This window comes from Deinococcus puniceus (assembly GCF_001644565.1).
Taxonomy (GTDB): domain Bacteria; phylum Deinococcota; class Deinococci; order Deinococcales; family Deinococcaceae; genus Deinococcus; species Deinococcus puniceus.
Map to the genome: position 1 here is coordinate 715,871 of NZ_CP011387.1, position 17,371 is coordinate 733,241.

Annotated in this window: 14 protein-coding genes; 9 read left to right on the forward strand and 5 right to left on the reverse strand. The window is 64.2% G+C overall.

The features are described 5' to 3' along the window. Position 1 precedes the first annotated feature (1 nt). On the reverse strand, positions 2 to 586 hold the full coding sequence (locus tag SU48_RS03275) for a QcrA and Rieske domain-containing protein (protein ID WP_064014009.1): 585 nt from the start codon (positions 584 to 586) through the stop codon (positions 2 to 4). Positions 587 to 1,150: 564 nt separating this feature from the next. Here SU48_RS03275 and SU48_RS03280 point away from each other — a divergent pair. Both SU48_RS03280 and SU48_RS03285 read left to right on the forward strand, forming a co-directional pair. Then, a complete protein-coding gene (locus SU48_RS03280; RefSeq protein ID WP_064014010.1) occupies positions 1,151 to 2,674 on the forward strand; it encodes a glycine--tRNA ligase in 1,524 nt (507 codons plus the stop codon). A gap of 116 nt (positions 2,675 to 2,790) precedes the next feature. After that, positions 2,791 to 3,699 carry a lactate/malate family dehydrogenase gene (locus SU48_RS03285; protein WP_064014011.1) on the forward strand — a complete coding sequence of 303 codons (909 nt, stop codon included), beginning with the start codon at positions 2,791 to 2,793 and terminating at the stop codon, positions 3,697 to 3,699. A gap of 213 nt (positions 3,700 to 3,912) precedes the next feature. On the opposite strand, the gene SU48_RS03290 is transcribed toward SU48_RS03285, so the two are convergent. Together SU48_RS03290 and SU48_RS03295 are read right to left on the reverse strand one after the other, a co-directional pair. Further along, positions 3,913 to 5,418 carry an alpha/beta hydrolase gene (locus SU48_RS03290; RefSeq protein ID WP_064014012.1) on the reverse strand — a complete coding sequence of 502 codons (1,506 nt, stop codon included), beginning with the start codon at positions 5,416 to 5,418 and terminating at the stop codon, positions 3,913 to 3,915. 95 nt (positions 5,419 to 5,513) lie between these two features. Continuing rightward, a complete protein-coding gene (locus SU48_RS03295) occupies positions 5,514 to 6,356 on the reverse strand; it encodes a hypothetical protein (protein ID WP_064014013.1) in 843 nt (280 codons plus the stop codon). A gap of 381 nt (positions 6,357 to 6,737) precedes the next feature. Between SU48_RS03295 and SU48_RS03305 the strand changes: the two genes are divergently transcribed. Beyond that, positions 6,738 to 10,181 carry a DEAD/DEAH box helicase gene (locus SU48_RS03305; protein WP_064014015.1) on the forward strand — a complete coding sequence of 1,148 codons (3,444 nt, stop codon included), beginning with the start codon at positions 6,738 to 6,740 and terminating at the stop codon, positions 10,179 to 10,181. 348 nt (positions 10,182 to 10,529) lie between these two features. Here SU48_RS03305 and SU48_RS03310 read toward each other — a convergent pair whose 3' ends face one another. After that, positions 10,530 to 11,753, reverse strand: a complete 1,224-nt coding sequence (locus SU48_RS03310; protein WP_064014016.1) for a zf-HC2 domain-containing protein — start codon at positions 11,751 to 11,753, stop codon at positions 10,530 to 10,532. After that, positions 11,750 to 12,412 (reverse strand): RNA polymerase sigma factor, encoded by a 663-nt coding sequence (locus SU48_RS03315; RefSeq protein WP_082869642.1) that lies wholly within the window; start codon positions 12,410 to 12,412, stop codon positions 11,750 to 11,752. Before SU48_RS03315 ends, SU48_RS03310 begins: the two co-directional genes overlap by 4 nt. A gap of 233 nt (positions 12,413 to 12,645) precedes the next feature. Between SU48_RS03315 and SU48_RS03320 the strand changes: the two genes are divergently transcribed. The 6 genes from SU48_RS03320 to SU48_RS03345 all read left to right on the forward strand — a co-directional run bounded on the left by SU48_RS03320 (position 12,646) and on the right by SU48_RS03345 (position 17,257). Further along, entirely contained in the window at positions 12,646 to 13,227 is a 582-nt protein-coding gene (locus SU48_RS03320; RefSeq protein WP_082869643.1) for a YceI family protein, read from the forward strand. Between the two features lie 60 nt (positions 13,228 to 13,287). After that, positions 13,288 to 13,755, forward strand: coding sequence for a DM13 domain-containing protein (locus SU48_RS03325; protein WP_064014019.1), 468 nt, complete (start codon positions 13,288 to 13,290; stop codon positions 13,753 to 13,755). Between the two features lie 105 nt (positions 13,756 to 13,860). After that, on the forward strand, positions 13,861 to 14,655 hold the full coding sequence (locus SU48_RS03330; protein ID WP_064014020.1) for a nitroreductase family protein: 795 nt from the start codon (positions 13,861 to 13,863) through the stop codon (positions 14,653 to 14,655). A 381-nt stretch (positions 14,656 to 15,036) separates the two neighbouring features. Beyond that, complete coding sequence (locus SU48_RS03335) at positions 15,037 to 15,468, forward strand: PaaI family thioesterase (protein ID WP_064014021.1); 432 nt, start codon at positions 15,037 to 15,039, stop codon at positions 15,466 to 15,468. Positions 15,469 to 15,690: 222 nt separating this feature from the next. Beyond that, positions 15,691 to 16,338 carry a leucyl/phenylalanyl-tRNA--protein transferase gene (aat, locus tag SU48_RS03340; RefSeq protein WP_064014022.1) on the forward strand — a complete coding sequence of 216 codons (648 nt, stop codon included), beginning with the start codon at positions 15,691 to 15,693 and terminating at the stop codon, positions 16,336 to 16,338. Positions 16,339 to 16,360: 22 nt separating this feature from the next. Next, a complete protein-coding gene (locus SU48_RS03345) occupies positions 16,361 to 17,257 on the forward strand; it encodes an aminoglycoside phosphotransferase family protein (RefSeq protein ID WP_064014023.1) in 897 nt (298 codons plus the stop codon). Positions 17,258 to 17,371 lie beyond the last annotated feature (114 nt).

Consider the following 17,371-nt stretch of genomic DNA (forward strand, 5'->3'; position numbering starts at 1 on the left):
TCTAGCCGACAAACACATTCTGGCCGTCAATTCGCACGGCAACGCGGTCTAGCGGGCGCACGGCGGGGCCTTTGACCACGTCTCCGGTGAGGGTAAACACCGAGCCGTGACAGGGGCAATTGAAGGCGGTGGCCGCGCCTGTACCCGCTGCCTGTACGCCGCAGCCGTTATGGGTGCAGCGGTCACTGAGCGCCAGCAGATGCACGTCGCCGCTGCTGGCCGCGCCCGCCTGAGCCGCAGGAATACGGGCCAGCAGCACGCCTTTGCCGCCCACCTGCACGAGTTGCGTGCTGCCCACTGCCGGAAACGCGCCTAAGGTGGAGGTGGCCGCCGGAGCAGCGGCAGCAGGCGTGGCAGCCGGGGCCGCTGCTGGAGTCGCTGCCGCTGGAGCAGGTGTGGCGGGGGCTGCAGCGGGCGCGGCGGTACTCATCATGGGCTGCATCATCGGGGCGCACCCGGTCAGCAGAACGGCTCCGCCCACCAATTTGACGGCGGTGCGGCGGTTCAGATCGGGCTGGGTGCTGTTGGTCTTGGTGTCGGTGGCAGCGGCGGCGGTCTGGTCTTCGGGCTGGGTGTGCTGGGTCATGGCGGTTCCTCCGGGGCAAGTTGGTGGGGCAATCGGGCGCGGCACAAAGCAGGAATCGGCAGAGGACAGGCAAAACAGGTGCGGCACCGTAGGCGAGGCCAACTGAAACACCCGGAGGCAGGGCTGTACGGTGAGAACTCCTCTACATTGAAAGACCTTCCTATACCGTACCCTCCAACGATGAGCTGCACAAGGGGGAATCTGACACCTTTCGTTCCCCCCTGCCACTTGCCTGTTACTTGGCTGTTACTTGGCTACCGCTTGACCGGGGAGCGGGCGGTGCGGCACACTGGCGGCAGCGTCGATCCGCAGAAGTAGCGGCACACGACCCCAAGAGCGAGCCTGTGGCGGTGAGAGTCAGGCGGGAAGTCGGGCCGTGAAGGGCAACGGGGAGCGCGGGCGAGAACTTGGCCCGACAATATTTCAGAGTGCCCCGGCAGCGTTTCGGGGAACTGGGGTGGAACCGCGCAGGGCTGCATAGGCCCACACTGCGCCCCCAGGCGAGCCAATCGCCGGGGCGTGTTCTTTTCGTTTTGCCCCGGCGGGCGGCCAAAAGGAGCAACCATGCCCGCAACGTCTATGGAAGAACTGGTCAGTTTGTGCAAACGCCGGGGCTTTATTTTTCAAGGCTCCGAGATTTACGGCGGCCTGCAAGGCTTCTACGATTACGGCCCGCTGGGTGTAGAGCTGAAGAACAACATTAAAGCCGCGTGGTGGCGGGCCAACGTCTACGAGCGCGATGATATGGAAGGCCTAGACGCCAGCATCATCATGCACCGCCAAGTCCTACGTCACAGCGGGCACGAAGCCACGTTCTCTGACCCCATGATCGATAACAAGAAGAACAACAAGCGCTACCGCCTCGATCATCTGGTGAAGGATCAGAAAGCCGATGTGATCGCCAAAGTCGCGGAACTGATCGGTGAAGACGTGGCAAACTTTCCGGCAGTGGTGGCGGCGCTGAACAAAAAGCCCGCCGAAGCCAGCGCTGCCCTAAAAACCGCTGGCGTGCGCGATCCCTTTTCCGGCGAAGTGGGCGACTGGACGGAACCCAAGCCCTTCAACATGATGTTCAAGACCACGATTGGCCCGGTGGCCGATGAGGAAAGCTACGGCTACCTGCGCCCCGAGACCGCGCAGGGCATCTTCGTCAACTTTAAGAACGTCGTGGACAGCACTTCTCGCCGCTTGCCGTTCGGCATCGCCCAAATCGGCAAGGCCTTTCGCAACGAGATCACGCCCCGCAACTTTATTTTCCGGGTGCGCGAACTGGAGCAGATGGAAATCGAGTTCTTCTGTACCCCCGGCACCGACGAAACGTGGCATCAGCACTGGCTGGAACAACGCCTGAGTTGGTGGGAAGCGCAGGGCATCCCGCGCAGCAAGATCGACATTCTGGACGTGCCCAAAGAGGATTTGGCCCACTACTCCAAGCGCACCTACGACCTGATGTACGACTACCCTACGCTGGGTTACGAGGAAATTGAGGGCATTGCCAACCGGGGTGACTACGATTTGGGCAGCCACACCAAGGCGCAGAATGAGCTGAACCTGACCGCCCGCGTGGAAGAGAACAATGACAGCATTGCCAAATTGACCATTCCGCATCCGGAAACCAATAAGCCCGTCGTGCCGTTTGTGATCGAGCCGTCTGCGGGTGTAGACCGGGCACTGTTGGCCGTTCTGAGCGAAGCATTTACCAAAGAAACACTCGAAAACGGCAATGAACGCATCGTGCTGAAGCTGAAGCCGCACCTTGCGCCTATTAAAGTGGCCGTGATTCCGTTGGCCCGCAACAAATCCGAACTGGTGGAGCTGGCCCGTTCTATTAAATCGGATCTGCAAAAGCTGGGGCTGGGGCGCATTTTGTTGGAAGACAGCGGCAACATCGGCAAGGCTTACCGCCGTCATGATGAAATCGGCACGCCGTATTGCGTGACCGTAGACTTTGACACCATCGGCCAGAGTGCGGAAGGTGCAGACCAAAGTTTGAAAGACACTGTGACGATCCGTGACCGCGACACGTTGGCGCAGGAAAGAATCAAGATCAGTGAATTGTCGGGTTGGATTGCAGCGCATTTGAAGTAGATGTTTCCCTGAATCAAAAATGTTGCCCCTGCCTAGCGCGGGGGCTTCTTCTTCCCACTCCCACCCGTTCCTTCATCCTGACATTCCGCCCCCACTCGTTCCCCTACGCTAGCGGCATGACGAAAGTGGGCATGGTTGGGGCGGGCATGGTGGGCAGTGCGGCGGGCTTTGCGCTGGTGCTGCGGGGCAGTTGCACCGAATTGGTGCTGGTCGACAAAGACGCGGCGCGGGCGCAGGCCGAAGCGCAGGACATCTCGCACGCCACGCCGGTGTCTCATCCGGTGCGAGTCAGCAGCGGGGGATTTGAGGCATTGGCTGGGGCCAGCGTGGTCATCCTGACGGCGGGCGCGAACCAGAAACCCGGCGAAAACCGCCTGAGTTTGCTGAAGCGCAACGCCGATATTTTCCGCGACATGGTGCCGCAGATTGCACAGGCCGCGCCGGACGCGGTGTTGCTGGTCGCCACCAACCCAGTTGACCTGATGACGGCCCTGACCGCCAAACTTGCCCCGAATCAGCCTGTCATCGGGTCAGGCACGGTGCTGGACAGCGCCCGCTTCCGTGCCCTGATCGCCGCCAAAGTGGGCGTTGCGCCGCAACATGTTTACGCCTCGGTGCTGGGCGAACACGGCGACTCCGAGGTGTTGGGCTGGAGCAGCGCCAGCGTGGGCGGCGTGCCACTAGCGCAGGTGATTGACCTCACCGACGCTATAAAACAGGAGATAGAAGACGGCACACGCGGCGCGGCGGCCCAAATTATTGCCGGGAAGCACGCCACCAACTACGGCGTAGGCGCGGCGTTGGCTCTGATTGCCGAAGCCGTGCTGAGAGACCGCCGCGCCGTCCTCACCGTCAGCGGGCCGTCGCCGTATGGCCCCTGCCTGAGCCTGCCGCGTGTGGTGGGTGCGGGCGGCATCGGGGCCACGCTCACGCCCGATTTGTCGGAAGGAGAAAAGGCCGCACTGGAACGCAGCGCAGCGGTGTTGATGGAAGCGGCGAAGGGGTTGCCGGAACTCTCGGCTTAGATCAATATCCAAGACTTGCTAGGTTCGGAAAGCGTGGAGAGTTAACGATTGCGGGCGAACCCCCCAGTCTGCTTCGCAGCCAGCCCACTCAGAGGGGAGCGAAAAAGCTTTTGTCCCACCTCTAAGGGGGGCGTTGCACCAGCAACGGGGGGTTCACCTTCCAGCTTGACATTGCGACCTGTTGCCAAGCCAAGTCAAATGGAGAGTTGCGTATCAGGGGCTTGGAGTCTGCGCCACCTGCACTGCCGCTGGCCCGGTAATCCCGCGCATCCAATTCAGCGTCCAGCGGGCCACCTGATCGCTCTTGGCGACCGTGATATCCAGATGGCTGGCCCCCGGCAGCGTGCGCGTAGTCACGGTGGCGCGGGTAAAGGCGGCGAATCGGCGGTAGTCATTTTCGGTGGTAATCCCGTGTTCGGCGGCGATGCCCAGAATCGGAGTAGACACGGCACGGGTGTGCCACACACGTAAAGTCGTCGCAAACGGCGTGCCCACCGTGTCCAGTTGCGCCGCGCCCACATCCACGCTCAGGCGCATGGGAAAGTACCACTCGGCATAGTCGCTGACCGGATTCCAGAATCGGCCCACGAAATCGTGCGGATCGGTGGCAGCGTCGGCGTCGGCCTTCCAACCCACCGGGCGGCTGGGGTCGGCTGACCCAAGCACGAACTGGCTGTTTTCTGTGGCCCCCAGCAGGCGCGGCAGCGGGTTGGGAATGGCGGCGGCGTTGGTGGCCTGCCCGGTTCTGAGCGTCAGGAACGGCAGCAGCGAATATTGCTGCTCCAGTTGCGACAGGCCCGCCGCGAGGTTGGTGGCGGCATACGAAACGAGGCCGCCTGCCGGAGCCAGCGCATCGGGCGCAGTGGCCGCCAGTCGGGCCTGAGCCGCAGCACGGCTGGCAAACGTCGGATTGAAGATCAGGCTGTTGACATAGGGCATTTCACCCAGTTTGTTGACGCCCGGCACGTAGCCCAGCCGCCCCACGCTGCCGTTCTGGTACTGATCCCAACTGATCGGGTCAGAAGTGGTGTTGCCCGGTGCGCCGTCCAGCATCAGGAGGCCGCGCACGCCTTTAAATCCGATCTGGTCGTCGGGGGTAGGAGCCGCGCCAAACGGGGCATTCCCGAAGTCGTACCCGGCATACAGGCTGGTCAGGGTGCCGCCCAGCGAATGCCCGCCGATGAAGACATTCGGCGTCAGGGCGCGGGCCTCGCGTACGGCTTCGCGCCAATCGCGCAGGGTGGTATCCAGCCCCCAGTTCTTCATAAAAGTCAGATCGGAGGTGGGCCGAGCCGGAATGCCCTGCTGCACGATGCGGACAAGTCCGGCGGGGTCAGCATCAGCAATGGCCGCGCCCGATTCCAGAAGATTAGACCGGCGGTCTACGGCCCACACTGCCACACCTCCATCAAGCGCCACGATTTGCCGTGCCAATCGATCAAAACTGCCCGCACCGCCCAAGAATCCCGGCATCAGCAGCAGCACGGCGTTCGGCTTGGCTGGCCCGTAGCGCACCGTGATGCTGGCGTTCAGGTCGGCGGGTGTGCCGGGTACAGCTTCACCGGGGCGCACCACGCGCACGGCGGGCACAGCGTCCAGCGCAGCTTCGGTGGGTGCGGCGGGAGCCTGGGCCTGTGCCAGACCAGTTTGGGCCAAAGTGAATGCGCCCAACAGCAAGCAGGCGGTGAGGGAAGAAGAGACACGCAGCGAGAAAAACATCACACTTCAGGATGAGGCCGCGCGGCCCGGCAGACCGTACCCTCATCAACATCCCGTCTAGATCAAGCCTGAAGCTGGCCCTCACGCCAGAGCGTTCACCGTTTGGCGTTCTGGTCGTCGGTGCCCTCGCTGAGTCTGTATTTGTCCTTCAGGTAGCGTCCGTGGGCTTCCAGTTTGCGCTGTCCCTGCCCGGCGCGGTCACTGCTCACGCTCCGCATCCGGCGCTCGATGTGGCCCAGTTGCATCAACAGTTCCACATCGGCGGCAGAGGTGGGCGGGGCGGCGCGGTAGGCGCTCAGGAGGTCGGGCAGATCGCGGCGGGCGGCCTGCTGGGCGTCGTAGGTGTCGCGGCCCAAGGCCTGATCGTGGGCGGTGACGCGCAGGGCGTCGCGGGTGGCGATGGCGGTGGCATGCAGCGCGGCGCGGGCCGGAGTAGGCAGCGTGCGCTCGTGCAGGCGCAGGGTGGCCAGCAGCGCGGCCTCGTCGTGGGCGGCGGCTCCGGCCAGATCAAGCGTTGTGGGCGGCACCGTGTCTTCCGGCGCATGCAAAATGGCGCGGGCACGGCGAGCCGTCCAGTACGCGCCGAACGCCGCCGCTACCAACGTGAGCGCCAGCAGGATTCCGGCCACGTCGCTGCCCGAAGCCGTACCGATGCCCAGCAGCAGCAGCAGTGGCCCCACCAATAACGCCCCCAGCACGCCCAGAATCAGCAGAGCGACCAGCCCCAGCATGCGCCGCACCCGGCTTCCGGCTCGGCGGGCACGGCTCATGGTCTCAGCGGCAGACCCGGTGGGCGCGGGCAGCCAAGGATCGCGCCCGCCCGTCATCAGGACGACTGAGCTATTGGGCAAACGCTGTGCAGGACGAATCAGATACCGCACCACACGGGAGCCGGTGCGGGCAACAGTGACGATGGTAGCAGCGTTGATGTCCGGCATATTCCCTAAAGTACGCGCCTCAGGTGTGAAAAGTTGCCGCTTGGGTTACGAATCGGGCCGGAGCTTGGGCCTTGAGCTTTGCCTCACGTCTGATCCTGGACAGGGGGTGGGAGTTGATGTTGGCGTGTGAACTCCCCAGTCTGCTGTGCAGCCAGCCCCCTCCCTTCGGGCTGTACCAGACAAGGGGAGCGCAAGAGCTGTTGTCCTCCCCTATAAGGGGGGCGTTGCGAAGCAAAAGGGGGGGGTTACACGCCATCCAGCCCAACTCCCCCAAAAGGAATCAAGTCAAGCAGTTTCTAGCCCGGTGTGCGCTAGACTTCAGGATGTGTTTGTTCTTGCTGCCTGCCGTCTAGAGCGACTCCTGCTGGTCAGGGTGTTGCGGTGAAACTCAGTCGTTTGCCGCCCGGATTTGGGCTGGATACGGCGGCGCAGGCATTGGCGCTGCGCCAAGAAGCCGTGTCGGACGTGGAGCGCGAGTGGACAGACGCGGGCTGGAAGGCCACCGCCACCGTGCGCGACGGCGGCACCGACTTTCACGCGATGGCCGAACTGACGCCGCCGCCCGATCCGGTGCTGCGCTCTACGTCCTGCACCTGCGGGCGCTACCGCTGCCGTCATGTGGCGGCGCTGGTGCTGTCTGCCGATCCGCCCGATGCACCGCGCCCGGTCATGAAATCTGGTGTGGGAGCGGGTTCTGCGGCTGCGGCAGGCGAGGGGGGGCCAGCCCGCGCCCCCGCCGTAGAACCGCTGGATGCCCGCGCCCAGCAGTGGCTCGCCAGCTTTGACGACAAAAAATCCGGCGGACGCGGGCGGCAATACGAGTTGCGTTACGTACTGCGGATCATGCCCGTGACTTCTCAGGGTGGCCCCGGCAGCATCCGGCGCGTGGCGGTGGGCGTGATGCGCGTGCCGGTGCGCGGCGACGTGGCCGAGGTGCGTTCTGCCGAGCATTACAGCCTGCCGCGCAACCTGTCGGCGGCTCCGGCCTTTGCCCGCCGCGACGCCGATTTACTGCGCCTGCTGGAAGTGGCTGCCACCGCCGCACACCTGCCGGGCCGCTGGGACGAAACCCTGCACGCGCTGGGCGACCACCCGGCCACCGACCTGCTGATAGAGCTGATGCTGGATTCGGGCCGCCTGTGCTGGGAAACCGCCGACGCCGTGCTGCACCGGGGCGAATCGGTGGAGGGGATGCCGGGATGGGCCACCGACGAACGCGGCATGCAGTTTCCGACCCTGACGGTTGAGGGTGCGGGAGAGGGAATACAGGGCGGCGTGGTTTTACCCTTGCCCCGGCCTTGGCTGGTGCGCCCCACCGAGTCCCAGCTGGTGCGCGTCACCACCCACACCGCGCCCGAACAGGTGGCCCGTTTTCTGGCTGGCCCCACCGTATCGCCCGCGCAGGCTGCGGCGTTGGCCCATGCGATTACGGCGGCGGGTGCGCCCCTGCCCGTGCCTCAAACCGTGCAGGTGCGCGAGGAACGCCTGCCCTTCACCCCTCAACTGCACCTGATGGGCCGCACCGTGACCATTCCCACCTACGAACGCTGGACGATGGTGATGAAAACCGAAACCTTCCCTCTAGCCGAGTTGCGCCCTGCCTACGGGGGTTTGCCTATCCCGCAGGAGCCGGTGGTGTCGGCGGCCAACCGGGGCCGCGATGCGGGGCGCGACGTGTCCACCCTGCCCGTACCCACCGTGTACCGCGACGGCATCCTGACCCGTGTGCCCCGCGACCCCGCTGCCGAGAAACAGGCCACCCGCGCCCTGTCCCGCGCAGGCTTTGCCACCATGCAGGACGTGTACGGCGAAGACTATGCCGTGCCCAGAGAACTCCGCGATCACCTGACGTTGGGCGACGATGAATCCTGGTTGGAATTTATGCGGGAGGGCCGATCCGATCTGGAAGCGCGGGGCTTTACCATTCATATTCACCCCGACTTCCCTCTGGCGGTGGCCGAAATCAGCGACTGGTACGGCGAAACCGAGGAAGGCGGCGGCAACGGCTGGTTTACGCTGGATTTGGGCATCGTCGTAGACGGCGAGCGCGTGAGCCTGATTCCCGTGCTGGCCGACCTGATCGCCCGCCAGCCCGACCTGTTTACGGTAGAAGCCCTGAACGACCTGAAGGACGACGAAAGCATTTACGCCGCGCTGGGCGATGGCCGCCGCGTGGCGCTGCCTGCCGGACGGGTGCGGGCCATCCTGAGCGTGTTGGTGGAACTGAACCTGCGCGACATTCCCGATGGCCCCCTGCGCCTGCCCCTGCTGGACGCCGCCCGATTGGCCCAACTGGAAGGCGCGGTGCAGGCCCGCTGGGTGGGCGCGGAACGCCTGCTGGAGCTGGGGCGCAAGCTGCGCGACTTTGGCGGCATTCAGCCCGTCCAGCCGCCCGTGACCCTGAATGCCGAGTTGCGCCCGTACCAGTTGCAGGGCTTGGCGTGGCTGCAATTCCTGCGCGAGTACGAACTGGGCGGCATTTTGGCCGACGACATGGGGCTGGGCAAAACGGTCATGACCCTCGCCCACCTGCTGACCGAGAAGGCGGCGGGCCGTGCAGACCGCCCCAGCATGGTGGTGGCCCCCACCAGCGTGATCGGCAACTGGCAGGCCGAGGCCGCCCGCTTTGCCCCCAGCCTGCGCGTGCTGACCCTGCACGGCAAGGATCGCCGGGGCGAATTTGGCCGCATTCCCGACGCCGACCTGATCCTGACCACTTACCCGCTGCTGCCCCGCGACGTGGAACTCCTCAGCGGGCACGCCTTCCACATGCTGATTCTGGATGAGGCCCAGAACATTAAAAACAGCAAGACGGCAGCCGCCAAAGCCGCCGGAAGTCTGGACGCCCGCCACCGCCTGTGCCTGACCGGAACGCCGCTGGAAAACCATCTGGGCGAGTTGTGGTCACAGTTCAATTTCCTCGCGCCGGGGCTGCTGCACGATGAGCGCACCTTCCGCGAGCTGTACCGCACGCCCATAGAGAAGAAGGGCGACCCGCACCGCCGCGCCGCCCTTGCTGCCCGCGTGCGCCCGTTTATCCTGCGCCGCGAGAAGCGCGATGTGGCCCGCGAGTTGCCACCCAAAACCGAGATTCCGGTGCGTGTGACACTGGACGGCGATCAGCGCGACCTCTACGAAACCGTGCGCGTGACGATGGAAAGCCGGGTGCGGGAAGAATTGCAGGCGCGTGGGCTGGCGCGGTCTACGATTGCCATTCTGGACGCCCTCCTCAAACTCCGGCAGGCCGTCACCGATCCGCGCCTCGTGAAGTTGGACGCCGCCCGCAAGGTCAAGGGCAATGCCAAGCTGGACTGGCTGGAATCCAACCTGCCCCAGATGATCGAGGAAGGCCGCCGCGTCCTGATTTTCAGCGGATTCGCCACCTTGTTGGGCCACTTGGAAGACACCCTCAAGGCCCGCAACATTCCTTATTCCAAAATCACGGGGCAGACGCAGAAGCGTCAGGAGCAGATCGACGCCTTCCAGTCGGGAGAGACGCACGTGTTCCTGATTACGCTCAAGGCGGGCGGCGTGGGCCTAAACCTGACTGCCGCCGATACGGTCATCCACTACGATCCGTGGTGGAATCCCGCCGCCGAGGATCAGGCCACCGACCGGGCCTACCGCATCGGGCAGGACAAGCCTGTGTTCGTGTACAAGCTGATCGCGGCGGGCAGTGTGGAGGAAAAGATTCTGGATTTGCAGGCGCGGAAGGCAGCGCTGGCACGCGGGATTCTGGATGGCGGTCTGAGTGACGCCACGCAGTTGACGACGCATGACTTAGACGGTCTGTTTGCTCCGTTGGAGGATGGGGAAGAGGATTAGGGCAGGGGCGTCTGCGGGGGAAAGGCGGGTGGGATTGGGGGTTGTTGGTCTTGTCCCACGTTGGATTCCCCCACCCCCCAGCCCCCGCCCCCAAAGGGTGCAGGGGAGTTTGTCGCTCCGCTGAGGAGGATTGATCTTGTCGCATCCAGACTCGGCTAAATCGTTCATTTGAAGCGGAATTGCCAGTCGTCTTGACACTGGAATTGGCCCGCGCGTTGCACGCACGACGGCCTCACATGGAATCAGCGGCGGTGTTTTTGGTGTGCCACAAGGGAAACCAAGCTCTTGCCACCGCCTATCAGTCCGAATTATTCACTCCACGATCCACAGGTTTACGATCCCGCCCGCTTACACGTCGCTCAGATCGGGCATCAGCATCAGTAGGCCGCGCGTGGCGTCGGCTAAGGCCAAGTGTCCATCTGGCAGGGCGGCAATGTCCATCGGGGTGCCGAAGGTGCGCTGGCGGGTCACGCGGAAGCTTTGCAGATCGACTACGCTCACCGTGCCGCCCCGGTCTGTCAGGTAGGCTTTGCCGTCCATCACGCTGAATTTGTCTGGATTGCCCTTCAGTTTCAGCGTGCGCCTCACCTGTCCATCGTCGGCCAGTTCCAGCAGGCGGCCCTGTACGTCCAGCACCAGCACGCCGCCTGCCCACTGCTCTAGACCTACAGGTGCGCCGCCCACCGCGTAGGTGTCCAGCAGTTGCCCCCCGTCGCCCGACAGCACAAAGAGTTCCCCGGTGCTGTGGCTAGTGGCCAGCAGGCGGTTCCCGACGTGCAGCACGGCGTCCATGTATTCGGCTTCGGGCATGGGGGCGGCTTGGGCCAAAGCGCGCCGAGTGGTATCTGCATCATTCGGGCCGCCAAACACCAACAGTTCCCCGCTGGCCGCTGTTTTCACGAAGATTCGTCCAGCGTCTACCGAAAGTCCCGCTGCGCCGCCCGGTGTGGCGAATCGGCGTTCTACCTGGCCCTGCGCCACGTTCAGCACGATCAATTGGCTGTTGGCGGCGTCCAGCAGGTAAGCGCGGCCCCCCGCGTATACGGCTTCGGTAAACCACGCGGGCTGAGCGGTCTCTAGGCTCACGCGGCGCAGTTTGCCGTCCGGAGCGCGAATGACCAGCGGAGCGCCGGAGCTTTTGCTGGAGGCAAACACCACGCTGTCTCCGGCGCTGACCACCACATCGGCCCGCAATAGCGCAGGCTGGGGCCACAGCACAAAGGCGGCGACGGCGGCAGCCAGGCCAAGGCTAGTGGGCAGCCAGAGGGCAAGGTTCGGGCGCTTTCGTGGGGCGGGGTTAATGCTCTGAATACTGTTGCGGGCGCTGTTCAGCACACGCGCACGCAGTTCGGCAGGTGGCGCGACTTCGGGGGCAGCTTGCAGCACGCCGCCCAGCACTTGCCGCAGTTCGGCGGCCTCACGCTGGCAGTCGGCGCAGGTTTGCAGGTGTGCCCGCACGCGCTCCGTTTCCGCTTCAGAGGCGATGCCCAGCAGCACGGCGCTCAGGTCTTCGCGGCAAGCTTCACAGTCTGAATTGTTGATGCCCTGTCCGCTCCATTCCTGCCCGTTCATAAGCTCTCTCCCTCCTGGCCCAGCACCCCGCGCAGACGGTCTAGCGCGTACTTCAAGCGGCTTTTGACCGTGCCCACCGGAACCGACATGGCCGCCGCGATGTCTTCACGTGTTTCGCCCCGAAAAAAGGCCCGCTCCACCGTTTCGCGCTGTACAGGTTTCAGAGTGTGCAGCGCGGCCTGAATCTGTTCGGCGCGGGCGCGTTCCTCGGCGGTGGCCTGCAAGTTCACGCGCTCATCGGGGAAGGGAAGGGGCAGCCCCTCGGCGTCGTCCAGCGGCAGGTGAACGCGCCCGCCACGCAGCTTGGAAATGGCCGCATGGCGCACCACCGTCAGAAAGAAGGTGGGAAACGAAGCCCGCGCCGGATCGAACAAGCCCGGTTTCTCCCAAACCTTCAGAAAGGCGTCGTGCACGATGTCCTGCGCCTGAGCCGCGTCTTTGAGGATGTACAACGCAACGCCATAGGCGGCGCGGCTGTGGCGGTCATACAGCGTTGCCAATGCTGCCTCGTCGCGCCGAGTAAAGCGGGCCAGCAGCGCCGCGTCGGGTTCGTCTGGCAGGGTCTGAAGGCTAGGCACCTGCTCGCTGGGGCGCATCACGGACACACTAACCGAACTGGCCGCTGCCGGATGCCTGCCCCCGCCATACACGCTCAACATTGCCGCCCACGCCCCGTCCTCATACAAACCTATACGCCCGCCGCGCCGGAAAAGTTCAGGGCGAAGGCCGCCGCGCCGGAATTGAACCTTTGCCCCCGCCCCCGCGTACAGGTCATCAGCAGGACAGGCCCGGTGGGGCGCAGCCCAGGCTTTGAAACACAGGCTTTGAACCTTTTGCCCCACCCCCGGCGTACAAGCTTTCAAGAGTAGATCCGCTCCAAAGGAGAACAGTTATGAAGCCCCCAATGGGCGCAGCCTTCGGCGCTGTGCTGACCCTGACCCTTGCTTTTGGCGGCCTGGCCGCAGCACAAACGGCCACTTCCTACGCCGCCGTGACCGCTGCTGGCACACCTCAGGCCCAGTTCAATTTCCGGGTCACGCTGATTCCGGTGCCGGGGCGGGTGCAGCAAGTCACCGCCACCCTAAAGCTTGACCCACTGCGGCCCCAGGACGTGACCGGAACCGTGCGAGTCCCCCTGAAAACGCTGATGACGGGCATCAAGTTGCGCGACGAACACGCCCGCAATTACCTCAAGGCGGGGCAATTCCCCCTCGCCACCTTCCGGGTGGGCAAGCTCAGCGGCATTACCGCGCTTCCGGTGGGGCAAGAGGTCAGCGGGCGGGTCAACGGAGAGTTCACGCTGGCCGGGGTCACGCGTCCACTTTCCGCGCCTGTCACGCTGCGGCGAGAAGCATCGGGCCGCATCACCGTTGCCACCCAGTTCGACATTCCGCTGGGGGAGTACGGCGTTCAGATTCGCGGGGCCGATAAAAACACCGACGTCCGGCTGATGTTCGCCGTGGCCGCCAAGTAATCCAAGCCCACTTTTCCCCGCCCTCTCATTCCCGCGCGCTTATTACACAGGAGAACCACCATGACCCAGATTCACTTTTTCCGCACCGTGACCGCCGCCCTTGCCCTGACCCTCACCGCCGCCGTTGCCCAGACCATGACCGACACGCCCATGAAGGACACCGCGCCCATGACAAGCAGCATGTCGGGCAGCATGAAGGCCGTCCGGCAGGGCAATTTCCGCGCCCTGGAAGCTCCCACGCAGGGCAAGGCCGCCCTGACCAAAACCGCCACCGGATACACGCTGACCCTGACGGGCCTGAAAACCGAACCCGGCCCAGACCTGAAGATCCTTCTATTCGCGGGCAACCTGACCAGCGCAGGTGCCAATCCCAAAGTCGCGGGCAAGTACTTGCAAGTGGGTGAGCTGAAGAAATTCAGCGGCAACTTTACCTACAAGATTGCCAGCAAAGATCTCGCCAAATACACCAGCGTCGTCATCTGGTGCGATCAGGCGGCGGCGGGGTTTGCGATTGCCAATCTGAAGTAAGGGTGTGGGACGTGGGTTGTGGAAAGGGCAACAGATGCTGTTTGCGTCTGCTGTTCCTACTGCCGATAACCCGCGTCCCACACCCCAATTCTCTACACTCCCCCCATGCTTCCCCGCACTCCCGAAGAAGTCCGCGCCTTTTTTGATGCCCACCGCACCGTTCGGCAGTACCGCACGCAGGAAGACGGCTCGCCGCTGCCCCTGCCGCCCGAACACCTAGAGGTCATCCTGCACGCCGCGCAGCGTGCGCCCACCGACGCCACCGCGCAACTGTATTCACTGATTCGGCTCAGCAGCCCAGCGGCGCGGCAGGCAGTAGCCGCCCTGACCACCAACGCGCACATCGCCACCGCTTCCGAGGCGTTCGTGGTCTGCGCCGACGTTCACCGGGTCTCGCGGCTCTTGGAAGTGGGCGGGCATGCCGGGGGAGACTTTCCCGCTATCGCCGTGCATTTTGGCATTGGAGATTCTGTACTGGCGGGCCAAAACTTGCTGCTGGCCGCCGAACTCTTGGGCTATCAGGGCTGCTGGATCGGCGGCGTCATGAATGGGCTGGACGGCCTGATAGACGTGCTGGCGCTGCCTGCCGGAGTGTTGCCCTTTGCCGCCCTGACCATCGGCACGCCCGCCGAGGAAGCCCCGCACCGCCCACGCCTGCCCCGCGAACTGGTCATTCATACCGACGCTTACCGCCCCGCCGCTCCCGAAGAACTCTTGGCAGGCATAGAAATCATGAATCCGATTGCCGCACGTGAGGGTAAACCCGGCGATTGGCTGCGGCTGCTGCGTTCGTACTTTGGTGCGGGTGGCGGCATGGAGGGGCGCGAACCGGGGTTGCGAGCGGCCCTGAAGCGGCAGGGGATGTGGGCGGGGGAGGAGTCGGCTGGGCCTAGGCATTAGGTTGGTTTAATTGGGGATTTTTGGGCTTGTCCCACGTTGGACTCCCCCACCCCCCAGCCCCCGCCCCCAAAGGGAGCAGGGGAGTTTGTCGCTCCGCTCGGGAGGATTGATCTTGTCGCTTCCAAACTCGCCTAGTCCGTCCATTTGAAGCGGAATTGCCAGTCGTCTCAACACTGGAATTGGCCCGCCCACTGCGTGGACGACGGCCTCACACGCACTTGGGCGGGGACGTTATGGAGTGGCGGTGTCGTGGTTTTAGCTCCCCACCCTTGAGGGGGGAGGTTGGGAGGGGGTGAGTGAGCGCCAGCGATTGCCCTCCCTCAGACCTAGGCCCAGCAAACTCAGCCCCCTGCCCCGCCCAGTCACGCTAACCTTGGCCCCATGTCTATTCCCCCCACCCGCCCGCTGCCTACCCTCGATGAACTGAACGCGCAAGGTGAAGGCATGCTGCCCGGACTCATCGGCATCCGCTTTACGCACGCAGAGGCGGGCCTGATGCGTTCCGAACTCACCCTGCGCCGCGAACTGTTGGCCCCCAACGGGTTTCTTCACGCCGCGACCGTGATTGCGCTGGCCGATACCACGTGCGGCTACGGCACACGCCTGCTGCTGCCCGAAACGGCGACTGGCTTTACCACCATCGAGCTGAAAAGCAACCACCTCGGCACGGCCCGCGAAGGCACGCTGACCTGTGAGGCCCGCAGCGTCCATGCCGGGCGCACCACACAAGTCTGGGACGCCGAAGTGCGCTCACCGAACGGCAAAGTGATGGCGCTGTTCCGGTGTACGCAGGCGGTGTTGTACAAGGCGTAAGTGGTCATACGGACTCCGCTCCATTCCGCCGTATCCGGAACCGCACCGGATACGGCTCCATATCGCGTAGCCCGTAGTTTTTCCTACTCGCTCCGCTCGGATTGAATCCTAAAAGAAGTGCAGGATTCAATCGAAGTCCGTATCAGTGGGGTGTATGGAGCGGGAACATCAGGTAGATTCAGGGCAACTTGATTCCCTTCTCCTGCCTGCCCTCCCTCACCCATGCCCACCGCTGATCCCTTCCTGCGCCACCCCGATCCCCTCACCCGCGAGGTGGCGCGGGAGTATGCGGGCGGCGCATTTCTAATGGACAACGGCGACGGCTTGCAGTGGTACACGGTGTCTACGCGGGCATTGGTACCGCTGACCGAAGAAGAAGGCCTGCACATCGCGCGGCGGCTGAGGCGTGAATTGGGGCGCTTTGAAGTCCGCATAGATACGGCCTTCGACGACGTGGTGCAGGGCTGCCGGGGCCTGCTGCCCGGTGCGCCTCCCCGCGACGGCGAGTGGATCAGCGAGGAATTGGCCGACCTGTACAGCCACTTGCACGCTACAGGGCTGGCCCATTCTTTCGAGGTCTGGCAGGGCAGCGAACTGGCAGGCGGCATCTTGGGCTTGGCCCTCGGCGGCGCGTTTATTGCCGAAAGCAAATTTCACCGCGTCACCAATGCCAGCAAAGTCGCGCTGGTGCAGTTGGCGGCGCATCTGCATGGGCAGGGTTTTTCTCTGTTCGATGCCCAGATTCAGAATCCGCATCTGGCCCGCTTGGGCGTACACGAAATCGGTGCCAAAGCGTACCGGAGCAAGTTGGTTGTGGCCTTGGCGCAGGACGTGAGTCTGACCGGAGAAGCGCTGGGCGTGCTGAAGTAGGGCAGGCGCTACACTGCCCCCGATGAGCGTTCCCAAGCTGCACGCCAATGAATTTGACATCAGCGGGGCACTGGTGGAACGCTTGCTGGCGGGGCAATTTCCGCAGTGGGCGGGCCTGCCGCTGCGCCGCGTGTTGTCGCCCGGCACGGTGCATGCCCTCTACCGCCTAGGGAATGACATGGTGGTGCGTCTGCCCCGAATTGGCGTGGACACCGCCGAAATAGACAAAGAGCACGAGTGGCTGCCCCGCTTGGCCCCGCTGCTGCCCGTGCCGATTCCCACCCCACTGACAAGGGGCGAACCCACATCCGACTACCCCAGCTCGTGGTCTATTTATTCGTGGCTGGACGGAGAAAACCCAGTGCCGGGACAGTTGCCCGACGCGCCCGCTTTTGCCGCCCAGTTGGCTGCCTTCATTGCCGCGCTGCAATCGCTGGACACGCACGGCGCACCGCCCTCCAGTCGTGGCCGCCGAAGTCTTGCCGACTTGGACACTGCCGCCCAAGAAGCCTTGGCCCAATCGCATGGCCTGATAGATGTGCAGGCCGCAGCGCAGGCATGGCAGCGGGCGCTCTTGGCTCCGGCGTGGAACGGGCAGGCCGTGTGGGTTCACGCCGACCTGCTCCCCGGCAACCTGCTTATTCAGAATGGGCGCTTGAGTGCCGTCATAGACATGGGTTCCTTGGGCACAGGCGATCCGGCCAGCGATTTCAACGTGGCGTGGAGCATTCTCCCGCCAGAAGCGCGGCAGGTGTTCCGGCAAGCCCTGAACATAGATGACGGCACATGGCAGCGGGCGCGGGGGCTGGCGCTGGTCATCGCCCTCAGCGCCCTGCCGTATTACATTCAGACCAATCCCGCGTTTGCCGAGATTGCGCGGGGGACTGTTCAGGCCGTGCTGGAGGATGAGGGGCTGTAATTGGTGAGTGGGAGAGGCGCTCTGGCCGGAGCTTCCGTCCTTCCTTAGACGCTTAGACCCTTGACCCTTAGACCTTCCAGCAGCCGCAAGCAGGCTTCATGAGAGGGCCGAGTG